Raw genomic sequence first — 16,259 nt, 5'->3', positions numbered from 1 at the left:
TGCCGCTCATCGTAGAGCCGTTGGGCGAGCGAGGCTGGTCCGCGGTGAGCTTGGGCCAGCGCCCGCCGCCCCAGCCGCGGGCTCGCGCTGAGGCAAGCCCGTCGTTGGTGTTCGCCACGATCAGTTCCCACTGGAGCTCGGCGAGAACGGACAGCACATGGAAAGAAGCCACCGCTCCCTCAGCTACAGGGGAACCCGCCCACATGCCTAACTTGTCTTACCTCTCTCTAGTACGTTGACCAGTAGAGACAGTTGACAGTACTAGATAACGATCGCTGCTGGCGGGCCCGCGGTGCTCGTGGCTGTTCCGGTAGCCGCGGGCGTTCAGGCAGGCGGTGATCTCGGCGTTGATGGCCTGCCAGCCCGGCCCGGATCAGATCGGCGCGTGTGGCCCTCGTCGTCGGCACCGAGGAGTTGGGCAGGCGTGTAGCCAGGCCCGTGGAGCGGCCATGAGCCGCCGCGCTCCGGCTGCGCGCTCCGGCGTCGTGGCGCGGTCCCTCGCTGAAAGTCGTCGCGCGCTTCCCTGAGGATCTCGATCAACTGGAGCGCAAATCCGTACGCGTCGAGGACTGCTGGGTTCAGGTCGTGGAGCAGTCCGTAGATCTCTGTCTCGTTGACTTCGACGATGAGGCGCTGGCCGGGACGGTGGTTGGCGTGGATCCGGTGCATGTGTCGGGGCTCCTGGGTGCGTGGTGGGTGGAGGTCGGGGTGCCCGGGGCGGGATTCGAACCCGCAGGGGAGCCGCTTTTAAGGCGGCGGCGTCTACCAGTTGCGCCACCCGGGCCTGCCGGTCAGCCCTCAGCGAGGCTGTAGCCCAGCGACTCGGGTGTGATCCAGCCTTCGGCGAGCAGGGCGAGGTCGGACAAGGCCCGTTTGGAGTGCGACCCGGGTGGCTCGATGCGGGATAGCTCTTCGCACTTGCCTTCGACGATGCGAAGGATGAGCGCGATTGTTTCCGGGGTCCGGTCGGGTACCGGGGTGTCAGGCAGGGTGGGGTCGTTCTTGCGGCGGCCATGCGGGAGCGGCGCGTTCATGGCATGCCGCGTGCGCCGCTGGATGCCCTCCAGAACCTTGACAATGCGGGGAATCTCGACGTGTGTCTCGCCGCCTGCCTGGCCGTTGCGGAGGTCTGCGACAAGGAAGATCAGCGCTTTCCCGAGTTCCTGGCGGGCTGCGGTGACGCGGTACGACTCGTCGCCGAGTTTGTTCGCAAGTTGTTGAATGGCTTCGCAGTGCGGGCAGTCGGGCATGTGGATCTCTCCTCGGGTGTGCGCGGGGTGCTGTAGAACCGGATTGGCGGGCATTGACGGCAGCAACGAACTCCTTGACCATGTCCGCCGCGAGGCCGCCGCCCTGGATACGGGCGGCCGGTTCCTGCGGCGGCGCGGGTGCGGAGGTGGTGGGCATCAGGCGAGTCCTCTCATCGCGTCAGGTCCGGCGAGAGTGCGGCGGGCGGCGGTGAGTGTCCCGGTCCAGACCGGTGCGTAGGAGTTCTTGTAGGCGGCCTGTCCTGGTGCGCAGGTGGTGCGGCCGAGGTCCAGCGACGCGTAGCCCGCGGTGGTGAGTTCGTCGCTGAGGCGGCGGAGGAGGGCGTGGCCGGGCGCGAGGTCCTGATGGGCTGGGTCCATCGCGGGGAGCATCGAGTAGGCGTGGCGGCCGCGGTGCAGACACAGCTGGGCGGCGACGGCGCGGCCGTCGAGGGTGAGGGTGGCGATGAACGCCATGTCGGCGCAGCGCTCCAGCACGGCGCGCAGACGCTCGTCGGCGGAGGTGAGCCCGAGTAGTTCGGTGCGGTCGTGCCGGCGGAGCTGGTGCAGATGGGCCAGCACGGTGTAGGCGTCGAGGAGTTCGGCCGGACTCTGGGTGCGGTGGTAGGTGACGCAGTGGCCGGATTCGGCGAGCGCGTGCCAGTCGCGTTGTCGGCGCCGGTGGTCGCGGCGGGTGGAGCGGGACATGGACGCGTACGGGACGGGCAGGTCGACGCGGGCGCAGCGGGTCAGCGCGTGCTGCCATTGCGAGATGTAGCGGCCGAGCGCGCTGGACGCGGGGACGTCGGGGAGCATGACGTCGGCGTCGAAGCGGGTCAGTGCCTCCGCGATGGCCGCGGCCACGCCCGGCTGTTCGGCGTCGGGGCCGACGATCCGTACGTATTCGGCGGCCGGCGTGGACAGCGGCGTCACCTCCATCCATCCCCCCACCGTCTGGTTCCTGACCGCGGCGAAGGCGGCGCGGGGGCGGCCGGTGGCGTCCTCGGCGACCAGGAGCAGCAGCTCGGCCGTGGGCGCCAGGCGGTCGGCGTGGGCGGCGAGCCAGAGCGGCGACTGGTAGGGAGTGGCGAGAGGGGTCCGCTCGAACAGCAGTTGCCAGGCGGTGTCCAGGAAGGCGCGGGCCGCCGTCCCGACCATGACCTGTACAGACACGTCGGGGACGGCGGGCAGGACCGTGAGCCGGTCCTCTCGCGCGACGAGGTCGGGGCGCGGTCTTGGCATGGCGGTCAGCTCCCGGTGCTCGGGCACGGTGTGCGGCAGGGACGGTTCGCGACCAGGCGTGCGGGACTGCTCTGCCGCACGCCCGGTGCTCGGGCGGTGAGCGGCGCGCACAGCGCGGTGCCGCTTGGGCCGACGGCGGAGATCACGGCGGCGCTGAGGAGCCCGCGTTCGGGGAGAGGGGCGGGAGAGGTCATTGCACGCACGCGGTGATGTGGAGGGGGGCATCGATGGTGGCGACGAGCCGGTCGGCGATGTCGTCCAGGCGCTGGCTGCACACCGCGGCGTCCGGCCCCTGCACGACCCAGTGGGCGAGACGGTCGTCGATGCTGCTGAGGGGCGGTGCCCACACGTAGGAGCCGGTCTGCTGCGTCAGCACGAGGCGGTCGAGCCAGGGCTCGCAGGCGTCCATGCCGGGCTGGTCGGGGCTGCTGACGCTGAGCTCGCCGATACGTCCGCTGCGGCGGGGGTAGGCGAACCGGATCGCCGCGGCGGCCTCCGCGCGCGGCGTCAGGTCCGGTTCGGCTCCGGTCGCGAGTGCTGCCGCCGCTGCCGGCAGGTCGACGCCGAGCGCGAGCTCGACGAGCCGGGGAATGAGGTCACCGCCCAGGCGGGCATTCACCTCGATGACGCGCGGGCCCCGGCCGGTGAGACGCAGCTCGATGTGGAAGAGCCCGCAGGTGATGCCCAGCGCGTCAACCGCGCGGCGGACGACATCCTGCAGAGCGTGGTCGCGCAGGAGGGGGTCGTCCGCGCGCACCGAGTGCCCCGTTTCGAGGAACGTCGGCTCCGGGCCCAGTACCTTGCGGGTGACGGCGACGATGCTCGCCTGCCCCGGTCTGACCACGACCGTTTCGGCGCTGATCTCCTCGCCGTCCAGGTACTCCTCCACGAGGCAGCCCGGAAGCGATGCCGCGGACAGGCCGAGGATGGTGGCGCCTGCCGCGATGCGGAAGGCGGCGCGTACGGCGGCCGGGGTGTCCGCGAGCCGCACGCCCGCGCTGCCACCCAGGCCGCGCGGCTTCACGACGACGGGAAAGCCCAGCTGATGCGCGAAGCCGACGGCGTCCTGCTCCCTCTCCGCATACCAGAAGCGCGCTGACGGCACGCGGTGCAGCGACAGGAGGCGCCGGGTCTCTGCCTTGTCCCGGCAGGCGATCGCCGCCTCCGGGGTCAGGCCCGGCAGGCCGAGGTTCTGGGCGAGACGGGCGGCGAGCTCGACGTTGGGCTCCATGTAGGTCATCACGCCTGCCACGGGCCGCTCGGCGGCGAACTCCTTGACCGCGGCCGCGACCTGGTCGCTCGCCCGCAGTTCCACGCCGAGGTGTCCGGCGAGGTAGGGCGATGCCCACTGCGGCGCGCTGTCGTCGACCAGAACGACCGGATGGACAGCGGCAATTCGGTCCAGGCAGTGTTCCTTGTAGGGCTGGCTGCCCGCGCCCAGCACGAGCAGGACGGGGGCGGTGGCGTGCGGCTGCGGCATGGTGATTCCTCGGGTCAAGTGGGGACAGGGGTCAGACGGTCATGTCGACGGCACCGGGGGCGGGGTGCAGGAGTGCCCGCAGTGGGAGGCAGAGCACGGCCCCGAGCAGACCGACGGTGACGATCGCGGCAGCGGCCAGCACGTGGCCGCCGGTTTCGATAGCCCAGGACGCGAGGAGGGGAGCGGTGATGACCGCCACGGCCAGCTGTGCTCCCCACACGCCGGCATACAGGCCGCGCGACTGTGGCGGGCTGATCCGGGAAAGGACATCGGAGGCCGCGACGAAAAGCAGCACTTCGCCGGTGACCGCCGCGGCGACGGCAAGGCTGTACTCGGCGGTGCTGGAGGCGAACCCGGCCGCGCCCATGCCCGCGCCGAGAATCACGGAGCTCAGCGCGAACGGGCCCAGCATGGGCGTCGGCTGGCTTGCGCGGCGGCTGAGGAAAGGCATCAGGGCCGGAGTGGCGAGCACGACGACGGTCGCGTTGGCGACCTGGGTCCAGCCGTACGCGGCAGGCCCCAATCCGTTTCGGCTCATCAGCATCGGCAGCGCCGTGAACATCGCCGCGCACGCGTTGAGCGCGGCCAGGCTGGCAAGGCACACCAGCCACAGCCGGACGTCACGCAGCGCGCGACGGTACGCCCCGCGGTCGGACCGGCCAGAGCGGACGCGCTTGTCGCGGGGCATGAACAGCGCGGCGATGAGAGCGAACAGGGCGCAGGCGGCGGCGTTCACGCAGAAGAGGAAGCCCATGCCGGTTTCGGCGGCGAGCATCCCGCCGACCGCACCCGTCGCCGCTGCCCCGCAGTTCACGGCAAAGTGGCGCCATCCTGAGATGAGCGCGCGGCCTGCGTCGGTGGGGATCTGGTCCTGGACGGTGGCGGAGACGATGGGGCGATACGCGTCGTAGACGACGCCGACCACGGCGGCCGACGCGACCACGGACACGGTCGACTCGGCGGCGGCGAGGACAGGAAGCGTGGCCGTCGCCGCGAGCATGGTGGCGATCAGCGTGGTGCGGCGGCCCAGCCGGTCCGACAACCAGCCGACCACGAGCTGCCCCACCAGCCATCCGAGACCGAAAACGGCGATGGTCCGGCCGATCAGCTGGGTGCCGAATCCGAGCTCCATCAGCCGGTAGCTGAGAAAGGGGAAAGCGAATCCGCACGCGCGGGCGATGAAAGTTGCGACGAGCAAGGCCCAGATGACCCGCGGCCACCGCGTGGAGACCACGGCGGGCGGGGGCGCGGAGACGGAGGGAGATGGCGGTCTGCGTACCGCGGTGGTCACGGGCGCTCCATGGGGGTGAGGCGAGGGAGTAGGTGCGGGGTGCCGCCGGGGGACGGCGGCACCCCGCAGGGGGGCCAGCGCACGCGCGTCCAGCGGGGATTGGACGGGCCTTGCGTGCGTGGCCCATCCCGTCGGCGGGGGACTCAGGCCAGCCGACGGGTGCTCAGCGCTCGCCGCGCCCGTCGCGGCCAGGGCGTGTGACCGCTCGGGCGGGCTGGGCGGTCAGTCGAGCTGCGTGGGGACGCACTCGTTGAGGTAGTGCCGGGACACCCAGCCGGTGCTGCCGGCGGGGAGTCCGCCCTTCGACTTACTGGTCAGCCGGAGTCTGATCCACGCACCGTGGCTGCCGATCCGTCGGCCCTGGTCGTACCGGTACAGGGAACCGATCGCGCCGTAGGCGGTGCCGGCTCCCCGGCGGAAGTTCACGCCGTTGCCGGTCACCCACCAGATGCCGGAGCAGCTGGACGCCGAGGAGTTGATGGAGGTCTGGGCGGCCTGCGCCGTGGGCGCGACGGCGAGCGCGGTGGCGCTCATCGAAAGGACGGCCGCGGCAACGGCGGCGCGCTGGACACAGCGGTGCTTCAGGGTCACGAAATGCTCCTGGTCAGGTGAAGGACTCGGGGAATGAGGCGGCTGCTCGCCGGGCCACGGGCCGCGAATGCGGGCGGGCGTGGTCGCGGGCATGGCTCGCTACACGACGGCGGAAGAGCGCGGCTGAGCGTCTAGGGCACGCGGCGACTACGCGGCGAGGCTGAACCGGGAGGCGTCCGTCGGGCGGGCAGGCTTGGTGAACGCCCGTACCGTCGCGGCGCGGAGCGGGGCCCTGCCGGTGATCGTCGCGCGGCGCGCGGGCAGCGGCGCGGCGCGCAGGTGCAGACAGCACATGGTGACTCCCCAATTCGGGAGCTTCAGGGCTCAGTTAGGGCCAGGAGAAGGGCCGCGGGAGGGTTGTCCCGCGCGGCCATGGCACGGCTATGCTGAGCACAGGAGCGTGGTCGTACACGCACCTGAAGCATCGGGTGGATTTGGACGGGATTCCGGATCTCAGATGATGCGAAGACTCGATTGAGTCTTAAGGCGGTCGTCCCTCTCCAAAGGGACGGCCGCCCTTATTTCTGCCCAATCGCGCTGCACTGCTGGTCGCACAGCCGTGTCAGCGTTCATGGCGTACACCGGATCGCTCAGCCGAGTGACCGGCGATGTGGTGTATGCGTACCAGTCGGGCTGTCACGAGCGCCCAGTTTCATAAGTCCCCCCGTTGGGCTAGGTCGGTGGCGTCTTGGCCATCGTCCGTTGTGCGGTGTCCATCATCGCCACTCCGCTGGAATCCGCCACCAAGGGGAAACACGGTTTCCCCCGCTGCGCCGGTGTGCCCTGACCGGAGGGAATCGGCCTGCCAGCGGATCCCTGAGGAGTCTCGGGATGTGACCGAGCCCGGGGACGCTCCCCTTTGCGCAGGGTATGGCTGTCAACGACACTGGGATTTTCCCTTCACGTGACGAGCAAGCCTGGCGATCCGGCGTGTGTCGGAGGACCGTGCGGTAGTGCCGGACTGGGACAGCCAACGCTCTGCTAAGCGTCACAGTAGAAGCGTCGGGTGTGCCCCCCACCAGGGAAAAGGGAGTGCAAGTTGCCCGATCGGCACCAGCGCCCAGCGACGCCTTCACCGCCGGCGGCCCGCGCCGGGCGGTGGCTCCGCATTCAGATGGTCTGCTGCCTGACGGGATCGGCGTTTCGAGTCGAAGCGCCGGGACGGGGGGAAGGTCTTCCAGGCGACATCATCGCGGTATCCGCGCGGGAGGCCAGGAAGAGGAAATCCTGTTTCCTCCTCAACCGTTCGGGGCCCCGGGTCAATCCCATCGCCACGAGCGGCGCGAATGCCGCCACTAGGGTGACGAGGTGACTCGTGAACTGGGGGAGCTCGAAAACGCCGTGATGACCGTCGTATGGGACAGCGGGAGACCCATGACCGTCCGCGAAGTGATGCACGCTCTGGAGGTACGGGAGCGGGTCCTGGCCTACACCACCGTCGCCACCGTCCTGGTCAACCTCCGCGCCAAAGGGTGGCTCGGCCGCAGCAAGAAGGGCCGCATCTTCACCTACACCGCCGTGTGCACGCGCTCCGAGTACGCGGCGGGCCTGGCGAGGCAGGCCCTGGACCACAGCGACGACGCGACCGCATCCCTCGTAGCCCTGGTGTCGCACATGTCGCCAGACCAGCGGAGCGCACTGGAGACCGCTCTCCGTATCGCCGGTACGTCACAAGAAGAGGCGGACAGGGACAGCGCTCCAGGAGGCGACGGAACGGCGTAGCCATCGCAGCGCAGCCGCAGGTCCCTTCCGCCGGTGGTTCCAGTCCGCCAACAATGGTTCCGCCAACGCCCGTTGACGTTCTTTCAGGTCGCGCGTTGCGGATATGCTTCCCCCGGCTCCTGATCTTGTTCCATGCGGGCAACGGAGCCCGCGGTTCGCGGTCCGCTGCCAGCGCAAACGATCATGAGCGCCCCCGGTCGGCCCTTCGTGACGGGGAGTCGCTCCCCACCACCGGAGGCGTCGTGTCCCCCCAACCACCCGTATCCGCCGCAGGCAGCGTGCCGCCGCCCGGCTGCCCGGCGCACGGCATGAGCCCGAGCGGGCTCGTGCGCCTGCCCGAAGCCGAAGACCCGGCCAAACTGTACGAACAGCTGCGCGAGCAGTACGGGCCCGTGGCGCCGGTCCTGCTGCACGGCGACCTCCCTGCATGGCTGGTGCTCGGATACCAGGAAAACCTGGACGCCATGCGCACTCCGAGCCTGTACTCCCGCGACTCACGCCGATGGCACGCCTTCCAGGAAGGCAAGGTGCCGGCGGACTCGCCCCTGCTGCCCGTGGCGGGCTGGCAGCCGCTGTGCGTCTTCGCCGACGGAGACGAGCACGCACGCCTGCGCGGCGCGGTCGTCGACGGCCTGGCACAGTTCAACCGCCGCGGCATGCGCCGATACGTCACCCACTACACCCGCGAACTCGTCCAGCAATTCGCAGCCAAGGGCAAAGCCGACCTGGTCCGCGACTACGCCGAGCCGCTCCCCATGCTGGTCGCCAGCCGACTGCTCGGCATGACCCCGGACGAGGGCCCGGCTCTCGTCGAGCCCACGCTCGACCTGGTGCGCGGAAGCGAGACGGCGGCGGCCAGCAACGGGGTCGTCACCACCGTTCTCCAGGACCTGGTGCAGCGCAAGAAGACGAAGCCGGGCGCAGACCTTGCCTCACGGCTCATCGCTCACGAATCCGGCCTCAGCGATGCCGAGATCGTGGAGCACCTGCGCCTGGTCCTCATCGCCGCACACCAGGGCACCGTCAACCTCATCGCCCATACCCTCAGGCTGATATTCACCGACAGCCGGTTCCGCGGCAAGCTCTCCGGCGGCTACATGACCCTGCCGGACGCGCTGGATCAGGTGATGTGGGACAACCCGAGCATCAACATCGTCCCCGGCCGCTGGGCCACCGGCGACACGATGCTCGGCGGACAGCAGATCAAGGCAGGCGACATGCTCCTCCTCGGCATCGCCGCCGCCAACGTCGACCCCAGACAGCGGCCGGACCTGAGCCTGCCGATGCACGGCAACCGCTCACACCTGGCCCTGAGCAGCGGACCCCACGAATGCCCGGGCGGCGACATCGGCCGCGCCATCGCGGACACCGGCATCGAGGAACTGATGGCCCTCCTGCCGGACATGCGCCTGGCCATCCCCGAACACGAACTCGGGACGACATCAGACTGGATGGCCCGCCGACCGTCCGCCCTGCCGGTCACGTTCACCCCACCGCGGTCCAAAAGCCCTCGCGCCACCGTCGCCACGGGCTCGGCACAGCCGCTGCCCGACGCCGCGGCGTCTGTGCCCGAGCCGCAGCCCTCCGCCGCGAAGCCGGCCCGGTGGTGGAGGTCCCTGTTCTCGCGACGCTGACGCGCCCGCCCGTACCTCACGAAGACCAATGGAGAATCCCGTGGCTCTCTACATCGCCATCGCCGCTGCCGTCATCGTCGGCATCGTGGCTGCCGCCCACGTGGTCATTCAGAAGGTCATCGTCCCGTGGGTCCTGCTGAGCCTGGCACGCCCCCAGCCGCCCCGCGGCGCCAGAAGCTGGATCGTGCTCCGCCGGCGCGGCACACCCCGACGCGACTGACCGCTGCGTGCTTGCCCCAGGCTGTTGCCCGTAACCGGGCGGCCTGGGGCTGCAAGCAGCGTCGTTGCCCGGGACGCTGAAGCGTCCCGGGCAGGCGTTTCGCTATGAACCGGGACCGCCAACGCTCCACTGCCGATTCACTGACGCCGAGGTCAGCCGCGGCCTGTCTGTTCGTCCCGCCCTCCGCGCACCGCAGTACGATCTTCGCGCGAAGCGCCAGGAACTGAGCGGTCTTCGCCCGCCGGGCCCACCGTGTCAGCTGGTCCCGCTCGGCCTCGCTCACAACCAGCTCGGCCTTCGGCCGGCCGATACGAGCAGCATCCTCGAGCCCTGCCATACGCTCAGCCGCGAACTTCCCGCGCCACTTCCTCACCGTCGCGACGGTCACCCCGACCTCCACCGCCACCCGCGCGTTCGGCGCCCCGCCAGCACACGCCAGCACAATGCGCGCCCGCTCCGCAAACCGCGGTGCCACCGCCCCACTTGCCCAGCGAGACAGCTCCGCACGTTCCGCATCGGACAGGAAGACTTCAACGGCACGAGGACCCGGCGACGTGACAACAGACTACAGACTTACCATCACCATTTCAGGCGCATCACACTAGACCGTGGACTATGTGATGGCCAGCCAGGAACAGATTTGGTACTCACGTAGGTTGCAGGTCGCCCTCTCCAAATGGGATCCAGACCAGTTGGCACTTGTAGTCCTCGAAGGCGCTGCCACCCGTGCCAGAGACCGAGACGAAGACAGTTTCGCCCCGGTAGACCAAGATGGTGCCCGGCACCCTGGTGTCTTTCGCTGCCGCGACGGTGAAGCTTGCCGCCGCACCAGTGTGCAGATTTGCCTGCACCCGCGTGGCTGTCCCGGTGCAGTACGGGTTAGCGATCAAGATCCCCGTCGTCGGGGCCTTGAACGTGCCTGATGGCCCCTGGATCACCGTCCGCTGAGTGGCCTTTCCTGTGATCACCCCCGTGACCCTCAACCGGGCCATCAGTCAAACCCGCCGGCTCCTCCACGACATCGGGCACGCCATCGAACCCGCCCAGACACAGCTGGCCACCCTCGACGATCTCACCGACCTCGCCGCCCACCTCGGCATACCCCGACATCAGAGATAAAGACGGCGAGTTAATGTCCGGCAAGCCCTAACCGACCGGCCCCATCGCTGAGCGGGCAGTTGCCGTGCCCTCCCCACAGGGCGCGGCAACCGCCTTATCAGGGCGCGCGGTGGCGATGGCGTCGAGGTCGCCGTCGGTCGCCGAGTCCCAGATGGCGTGGTGGAGTTCGTCGAACGCGCGCTGGTCGGCTTCGTGGCGTACGGCGGGCTCGAACGGCTCGGCGGCGAGTGCCTGGGCGAAGTCGGCTGCAGCGTCGGCGGCGTCGGGGTAGTCCAGCTCGCGGGCGATTGTGGCGAAGTCCTCGCCGGTCAGACGCCGACGGACCAGCTCGGCACTGACGGTCAGCCGCCCATACCGCCGCCGCCTGCCCGGCCAGGCGGCAGGCGATGTCCGCCGCCCCTGCCACGTCTGGAAGAGCGTCTGCTGGGAGACCCGGCGGACGGTGCGAAGGAATCCGGTCGTGCTGTGTGCCCACGGCCTCGTCCCAGTTTCTTCGCTGCTGGTGGCTCAACTCCTCGCCTCCGTTGGCTCCGATCGCCTGGAGGACAGCCTATCGGCGCGCCGCGGGCCCGCGGTGACGGCCCGCCCGGAACCGTCCGCCGTCGCTTGGGCGCCGTCATCCCTCAGCAGGGTTGGGGACTGGAAATCGAGCGTCAGCCACCACGCCAGTCTCCCACCCTACTCAGCGTGTCCTTCCTTCCAAGAGTGGGTCTGAGGCGGCAATGCCGGTGATTTAGGGTGTTTTTGCAGGTGAGGATTGGTGTCCTGGGTTCCCTGTGACTTTGAGTGAGTAGCTGACGTGGCTGGGAGGGCGGGGCTCGTCCCGGCGTTTGGCTTCGAAGGTGTTCCTCGGTGGTTTCTTCAGTCGTTGGCAGCGGCGGTCGCGGCGTGAGGGCAGGAGGTCGTTGAGGAGTTCCTGGACTACTTCGCGTCGGGCGGCGCACAGGACCTGCGGGTTCGCTGCGGTCTGTCCGGCGGTCGTGAGCCGGGCGAGTTGCACCGTCGTGGTGAAGGAGATCCGGTCGGGATCGACCTCGCCCTGTTCGGCTGCGTGGACTTTGAGCGCGCATAGTGCCTGGTAGACGGTGAGAAGCGCGTAGATCTCCTGACAGATGAGCTCGGGAGTCTTGGAGCGCAGGATGAAGCCGGCGCCTCGCAGCCGGTTTTTGAGTTCGGCGAAGCCGTTCTCGATCTCCCAGCGCTGGTGGTAGAGCTGGGCCAACTGCCGTGCGGGCGCCTGCCGGTGGTCGAGCAGGCTGGTCGCCAGGCGGAACTTCTCCACGTGGGGCGGCCCGTCCTGGGGTCGGACGGTGACGGTGTAGTCGATGATGCGGACGAGGTGTCCTTGGGGCAGCCCTGTCGGGGTGCGTCCGTGGAAGCGGGCGTTGCCCAGGCGCTGGCCCTCGGCGGGGGTGGGCATGACGGACACGTACGAGCCGTCGGGCAGAACCCACAGTGGCGGCAGGACGAGGTTCTTCTTGATCCGCCAGGCGAGGTGGCAGCCGGTCGCCTCGACCAGGCCCCACAGTTCATGGCCGGCGAAATTGCGGTCGGCCAGCAGCAGCATGCCGGGCCGCAGGGAGGCGAGCAGGCAGCGGGCGAGCTTGTGCTCGCTGAATCTGGCGATCGAGTCGAAGGCCGCGTCGATGATGGCGTGGGTGCCGCACTCGATCAGAGCCATCAGTCTGACCTGCGGGTTTCCGCTCTTGTTGGTGCCGTCACGGCCGGTGAATCCGAACGCGGCAGCGTTCTCGGTGGTGTCCGGCACGTCCAGCGCGGTGCCGTCCCAGGCAACGAGCCGCAGGCCGAAGGCGAACGCTCCCGGGGTCGTGGGTGTCGCCTGGGCGCCGCACCGGCGTTCGAAGAGCGCCTGGAACGGCTTGTCTCCCAAGCGCTGGCGGGCTCTGGTGAGGGCCGAACTGGTGGGCAGGCGCTGGACGAGGCCGCCCGGCAGGTGCCGCAGTCTCTCGGTCAGGGTCCGCAGGACCACCCGGTACCCCGGCGGCCCAGTGCTGTCGGAGCTGCTGAACAGGCACAGGGCCAGGACGAAGTAGACCACCGCGCGGGCCGGCAGAAGCCTTCGGCGGCGCTCAGCCCTTCCAGTCAACTCCAGTACCTCGTCGACCACTTCGGGGGTGATCTCCTCAGTGAGTACGCCGAGCCGGATCCGGTCGCCGAACTGTGGTTCCAACCGCCTTCGGGGACTTCCAGCGGACACCGGCCGGGGCGTCGACATGACGATTGAGGCAGATGCGATGACAGACTGAGCGCCCAACGGGGCTCCCTTGCAGACAGTCGGATCTTGGTCGATCTTCTGTCCTACCGGGAGCCCCGTTGCCATGTCCCGAGATCATCTGGCGCATCATCAGATCGTGGTGGATCTCCCCATGCAACCCAGGACCTGCTCACCCAAAACCGCCATCAGTATGCGCTCCACCTGCACCGATGCACTAAATCACCGGCATTGGTCTGAGGCGGTCATTCGTAGAATCGTCGGGCCCGGGGTTCCGGGTATGGCTGTCAGCTTGCCGCGCCGCCTGGCCGGGATCGGGCCGTGCGGCGGGGCGCCGTACCGCTGCCGCGCCGCACGGGATGCGCTCAGCGGCCGGCTTCTGGCCCATGATTCGGGTCCGGCGGCTGGGGGCGGTGCGCGCGCTGGTCGTCCTCGCGCACCGGATGCGGCGCGGTGGTGTCCTCCCGGTCGGCGTACCGGTTCATCGTCGTGCGGGCCTCGTCGGCCGCCTTCGTGAAGACGTCCTGGAGGTGGCGCAGCTGCTCGTCGGTGAACTCCAGGGCTTCCACGTCCATACGCGACTCCTTCAGGACCCGCAGCGCCGTCGGGCCGATCACCGACCGGGGCCGGCCTCCGGCTCCTGGTCGTCGTGCTCGGGGTCGGCGTCCTGGCGCGTGAGCAGCAGTTCGGGCATCGCCGCTTGCCGGTGCGCGACGACGTCGTACTCCCGGCCCCGCACGGCGGTGGTGGTGCGCAGCGTCTCCCGCACCACCGCGCCGGCGAGGACGGCCCGGTCGTAGCTCAGCGGGACGCGGGGTATCTCCCACTCCCCCGGCCTTTGGTCCGGGGGCCGGTGCGAGGCGGGCGCGCCTGAAGCGGCCGGGGGTTGCCGGTCCGGGTCGGGGACGGCGGTGGGTGGGCGCAGGGTGGGTTCGAGGTCGGACAGAACCCACCGGGCGGGCGGTGTAGAGGCGGTAGCCGGGCTCCAGGCCGCGCGGAAGGTGCCTCGGCCGAGGCCCGGCGGCTGAAGCGCCTGCTGTCCGGCCCCCTCACCGCGGCGGACGAGGACGAACGCGCCGTCTTCTCATGGCCACAGGAGCGCGTGACATGGTTGAGACGAGCATCAGGCGTCTGCAGGATGAGGCCCTGAGCGCCCTCCACGGGCGCATTTCGGCAGATGTCGCGGACTGCGTGCGCGGCCTGGTGGCCGGTCTCATGGTCCGGACGCCATGACCCGTTCGGGCGTCGTCTTGCCGGTACGCTTCTGCTCGCTCGGGGCACTGCCACTGTGGCCGTGATGCAAGGAACGTTCCTGCACGCCGTTGTGCCGGGCCTGAAAGCAAGGAGGCCCCCATGACCATCGGAATACCCGTGGGTGACGCAAAGTCAGCAAGCGGGCACAGGAAGTCCAGCGCTCCCCACAGAGTGAGCCGGGCGGACCTCGTGTTGTCGTCGGCAGCCGTGGCCTATGTGCTGGTGAACGCATACGCCACCAGTCCTCTGACCGCCCCCGCCGGGACCCCGCTCTGGCCTGGCTGGAAATACATCGGCTGGACGGCCGCAGATCTCGCAGCGGCGCTGACGGTGTTGACGCGCAGGCGTTGGCCGCTGCTTCTCGTCGCCACCGCAATCACCGCACACTTTGTCGTCTACGCCACTGCGTCGGTCCCCATCGCCTTCTACACACTGATTTCTCAGCGACGGTACGTGTGGGCAGGCATCGGCGCTGCTGTCTACCTGGTGGGATCCGTCATGGATTTCCAGCCGACTCTCCCAGCGGACATGAGCGTGCTCCTCTCCCTGATCTGGGGATTTGAAGCCATCGGCCTGCGGCAAATGGCGCCTTTCGTCTTCGCTCCTGCCCTGGTTGCCATCGCGGTTCAGGAACACCGGCAACGAGTCGACAATCTCCGGTCTCTCAACTTCCAGCTGCGGCGCGAGCAGGAACTGGTGGCCCAGAACGCCGTGTTGACTGAACGAACACGCATCGCCCGTGAGATGCACGACGTCGTGACGCACTACGTGGGACTCATCGTCCTGCGAGCAGGGGCGCTCGAAATGACGACGGGCCGTACATCCGAAGCCGGGGAGGGCGCGCATCTGATAGCGGAACTCGGCCGCAAGACAATGGTGGAACTGCGCGACCTGCTCCAGGTGCTGCGCCCCAACGACACGGGGGAGGAACTTGCCCTCAGCCGCGCTGGAGAGGAGCCCTTCGACCCCGACCTGACCACGCTGCTGGACAGCGCCCGGGCTGCCGGCATGGCTGTGTCCTGGACGACCGGCGACAGCCTGGCCATGTGCCCAGGGCCGCTCAGGTACGCGGTCTACCGCATCGTGCAGGAAGCACTGGCGAACGCCGCGAGGCATGCACCGCAGGCCGCGGTGCATGTCACGGTGGAGCAGGAGGCCGACGTCCTGCTGCTGACCGTGCAGAATCCTTTGCCCACCGTGGCGGAACGGCAACGCGGCCGTACAGTGGGCGGCAGTGGCCTCGGGCTGCTCGGTATGCGGGAACGCGCGCAGCACCTGCACGGCACGGTGGAATCCGCCATCACGCCGGACAATCAGTTCCGAGTCCGCGCGACCTTTCCCCTGGTGCCGGTCAGTAGTTGATCGTGTGTTTGCGGATGATGTGCCTATTCCCCGTGAGGCAGGAGGGGAGGCAACGACAGCGACCGCATCTCCTTCGCCGTGACCTACGACAAGCGTGCCCTGGAGATCTACGCCGCCGCGAAGAACAACACCGAACCGCAGAAATACCCGCGTGGCTACAGCATGTACCCCACCGGCGGCGGCCTGTGGACCAACGCCAAGAAGATGGCCTCCGGTGACTACAACGGCGACGGCAAGACCGACATGATCGTGGTCTGGACGGACGGCGAGGTCACCCTCTACATCGGTGACGGCAAGGGCGGCTTCTCCGGCGAGAAGAGGATCACGAAGTCCGACACCTGGAAGGACGCCAAGGTCATCGCCGGAGGTGACTTCAGCGGCAGCGACTCCTCCGACCTCGTCGTGGTCTGGGTGGACGGCGAGGTCACCCTCTACACCGGCGACGGCAAGGGCGGATTCGCCAAGGAGACGCAGCTCCAGAAGCCCGACGACACCTGGCGGTCAGCGAGGACCGGCGGGTGCTGGACGCGCTCGCGCACGCGCGGGCCCACCAGAACGCGACCCGGGAGTACGTCTCGGAGCTGTACGAGGGGCAGCCGCTGGACCTCGGTTTCGCCTCGCAGAACTGGCAGCGGGCCGTCCGCGACCGGCGCCGGCCCGCGATGCTGGACCGGCGGCGCTTCGAGGCGCTGGTCTTCACCTCTCTGGCCGAGCACCTGAGGACCGGCGATGTGGCCATCACCGGCTCGGGCACCTTCGCCAACTGGCTTGAGCAGCTGCCCGCTTGGGAGGAGTGCGCGGACAAGCTGGCGCAGTTGTGCGAGGAGACCGGGCTGCCGGGTACGGCCGCCGGGTGGCGATCAT

Annotated in this window: 17 protein-coding genes, 1 tRNA gene and 1 pseudogene; 6 read left to right on the top strand and 13 right to left on the bottom strand. The window is 69.3% G+C overall.

The window, feature by feature from the left end:
* Nucleotides 1-324 precede the first annotated feature (324 nt).
* The 8 genes from OG293_RS40820 to OG293_RS40785 form a co-directional block, all read right to left on the bottom strand.
* Complete coding sequence (locus tag OG293_RS40820; RefSeq protein WP_331752289.1) at nt 325-669, bottom strand: hypothetical protein; 345 nt, start codon at nt 667-669, stop codon at nt 325-327.
* Between the two features lie 40 nt (nt 670-709).
* Nucleotides 710-784, bottom strand: a tRNA-Leu gene (locus tag OG293_RS40815).
* Between the two features lie 7 nt (nt 785-791).
* Complete coding sequence (locus OG293_RS40810; RefSeq protein ID WP_331752287.1) at nt 792-1,250, bottom strand: hypothetical protein; 459 nt, start codon at nt 1,248-1,250, stop codon at nt 792-794.
* A gap of 156 nt (nt 1,251-1,406) precedes the next feature.
* Nucleotides 1,407-2,489, bottom strand: a complete 1,083-nt coding sequence (locus OG293_RS40805; protein WP_406003909.1) for a GNAT family N-acetyltransferase — start codon at nt 2,487-2,489, stop codon at nt 1,407-1,409.
* A gap of 190 nt (nt 2,490-2,679) precedes the next feature.
* Nucleotides 2,680-3,969 (bottom strand): ATP-grasp domain-containing protein, encoded by a 1,290-nt coding sequence (locus OG293_RS40800; RefSeq protein ID WP_331752283.1) that lies wholly within the window; start codon nt 3,967-3,969, stop codon nt 2,680-2,682.
* 31 nt (nt 3,970-4,000) lie between these two features.
* Nucleotides 4,001-5,260 carry an MFS transporter gene (locus tag OG293_RS40795; protein ID WP_331752281.1) on the bottom strand — a complete coding sequence of 420 codons (1,260 nt, stop codon included), beginning with the start codon at nt 5,258-5,260 and terminating at the stop codon, nt 4,001-4,003.
* A 222-nt stretch (nt 5,261-5,482) separates the two neighbouring features.
* Nucleotides 5,483-5,851, bottom strand: a complete 369-nt coding sequence (locus tag OG293_RS40790; protein ID WP_331752279.1) for an SH3 domain-containing protein — start codon at nt 5,849-5,851, stop codon at nt 5,483-5,485.
* A gap of 147 nt (nt 5,852-5,998) precedes the next feature.
* Complete coding sequence (locus OG293_RS40785) at nt 5,999-6,145, bottom strand: hypothetical protein (protein WP_331752277.1); 147 nt, start codon at nt 6,143-6,145, stop codon at nt 5,999-6,001.
* 1,014 nt (nt 6,146-7,159) lie between these two features.
* Between OG293_RS40785 and OG293_RS40780 the strand changes: the two genes are divergently transcribed.
* From OG293_RS40780 to OG293_RS40770, 3 genes are all read left to right on the top strand, one after another.
* The gene (locus tag OG293_RS40780) at nt 7,160-7,573 is read left to right on the top strand and encodes a BlaI/MecI/CopY family transcriptional regulator (RefSeq protein WP_331752275.1); all 414 of its coding nucleotides are present in this window, start codon (nt 7,160-7,162) and stop codon (nt 7,571-7,573) included.
* 308 nt (nt 7,574-7,881) lie between these two features.
* A complete protein-coding gene (locus OG293_RS40775) occupies nt 7,882-9,207 on the top strand; it encodes a cytochrome P450 (protein WP_331752559.1) in 1,326 nt (441 codons plus the stop codon).
* A gap of 40 nt (nt 9,208-9,247) precedes the next feature.
* Nucleotides 9,248-9,427: a hypothetical protein gene (locus OG293_RS40770; protein ID WP_406003941.1), complete on the top strand. Its 180-nt coding sequence runs from the start codon at nt 9,248-9,250 to the stop codon at nt 9,425-9,427.
* Between the two features lie 118 nt (nt 9,428-9,545).
* Here the strand turns inward: OG293_RS40770 and OG293_RS40765 are convergent.
* A pseudogene (locus tag OG293_RS40765) lies at nt 9,546-9,869 on the bottom strand (helix-turn-helix domain-containing protein); the annotation flags it as partial.
* Between the two features lie 205 nt (nt 9,870-10,074).
* On the bottom strand, nt 10,075-10,395 hold the full coding sequence (locus OG293_RS40760) for a hypothetical protein (RefSeq protein WP_406003908.1): 321 nt from the start codon (nt 10,393-10,395) through the stop codon (nt 10,075-10,077).
* 4 nt (nt 10,396-10,399) lie between these two features.
* Here OG293_RS40760 and OG293_RS40755 point away from each other — a divergent pair, with 4 nt between their 5' ends.
* Nucleotides 10,400-10,546 carry a hypothetical protein gene (locus tag OG293_RS40755; RefSeq protein ID WP_406003940.1) on the top strand — a complete coding sequence of 49 codons (147 nt, stop codon included), beginning with the start codon at nt 10,400-10,402 and terminating at the stop codon, nt 10,544-10,546.
* Nucleotides 10,547-11,279: 733 nt separating this feature from the next.
* On the opposite strand, the gene OG293_RS40750 is transcribed toward OG293_RS40755, so the two are convergent.
* The 3 genes from OG293_RS40750 to OG293_RS40740 form a co-directional block, all read right to left on the bottom strand.
* Nucleotides 11,280-12,737 carry an IS4 family transposase gene (locus OG293_RS40750; RefSeq protein ID WP_331752271.1) on the bottom strand — a complete coding sequence of 486 codons (1,458 nt, stop codon included), beginning with the start codon at nt 12,735-12,737 and terminating at the stop codon, nt 11,280-11,282.
* A 407-nt stretch (nt 12,738-13,144) separates the two neighbouring features.
* Nucleotides 13,145-13,354 (bottom strand): hypothetical protein, encoded by a 210-nt coding sequence (locus OG293_RS40745; protein ID WP_331752269.1) that lies wholly within the window; start codon nt 13,352-13,354, stop codon nt 13,145-13,147.
* A gap of 38 nt (nt 13,355-13,392) precedes the next feature.
* Nucleotides 13,393-13,551 carry a hypothetical protein gene (locus tag OG293_RS40740; RefSeq protein ID WP_331752267.1) on the bottom strand — a complete coding sequence of 53 codons (159 nt, stop codon included), beginning with the start codon at nt 13,549-13,551 and terminating at the stop codon, nt 13,393-13,395.
* Nucleotides 13,552-14,132: 581 nt separating this feature from the next.
* Between OG293_RS40740 and OG293_RS40735 the strand changes: the two genes are divergently transcribed.
* Together OG293_RS40735 and OG293_RS40730 are read left to right on the top strand one after the other, a co-directional pair.
* Nucleotides 14,133-15,395, top strand: coding sequence for a histidine kinase (locus OG293_RS40735; RefSeq protein ID WP_331752264.1), 1,263 nt, complete (start codon nt 14,133-14,135; stop codon nt 15,393-15,395).
* Nucleotides 15,396-15,473: 78 nt separating this feature from the next.
* Complete coding sequence (locus OG293_RS40730) at nt 15,474-16,115, top strand: VCBS repeat-containing protein (protein ID WP_331752262.1); 642 nt, start codon at nt 15,474-15,476, stop codon at nt 16,113-16,115.
* The last annotated feature ends 144 nt before the right edge of the window (nt 16,116-16,259 follow it).

The organism is Streptomyces sp. NBC_00829 (assembly GCF_045161795.1).
In the GTDB taxonomy this organism is placed as follows: Bacteria; Actinomycetota; Actinomycetes; order Streptomycetales; family Streptomycetaceae; genus Streptomyces.
The sequence above is the reverse complement of the archived record's forward strand: the minus strand, read 5'-3'. Positions and strand labels throughout refer to the sequence as shown.

What these genes read in the sequence shown, in the direction of transcription:
- OG293_RS40820 (WP_331752289.1), bottom strand. Translation starts at nt 669, where the DNA reads ATGCACCGGATCCACGCCAACCACCGTCCCGGCCAGCGCCTCATCGTC.
- OG293_RS40810 (WP_331752287.1), bottom strand. Translation starts at nt 1,250, where the DNA reads ATGCCCGACTGCCCGCACTGCGAAGCCATTCAACAACTTGCGAACAAA.
- OG293_RS40805 (WP_406003909.1), bottom strand. Translation starts at nt 2,489, where the DNA reads ATGCCAAGACCGCGCCCCGACCTCGTCGCGCGAGAGGACCGGCTCACG.
- OG293_RS40800 (WP_331752283.1), bottom strand. Translation starts at nt 3,969, where the DNA reads ATGCCGCAGCCGCACGCCACCGCCCCCGTCCTGCTCGTGCTGGGCGCG.
- OG293_RS40785 (WP_331752277.1), bottom strand. Translation starts at nt 6,145, where the DNA reads ATGTGCTGTCTGCACCTGCGCGCCGCGCCGCTGCCCGCGCGCCGCGCG.
- OG293_RS40775 (WP_331752559.1), top strand. Translation starts at nt 7,882, where the DNA reads ATGAGCCCGAGCGGGCTCGTGCGCCTGCCCGAAGCCGAAGACCCGGCC.
- OG293_RS40745 (WP_331752269.1), bottom strand. Translation starts at nt 13,354, where the DNA reads ATGGACGTGGAAGCCCTGGAGTTCACCGACGAGCAGCTGCGCCACCTC.
- OG293_RS40735 (WP_331752264.1), top strand. Translation starts at nt 14,133, where the DNA reads ATGACCATCGGAATACCCGTGGGTGACGCAAAGTCAGCAAGCGGGCAC.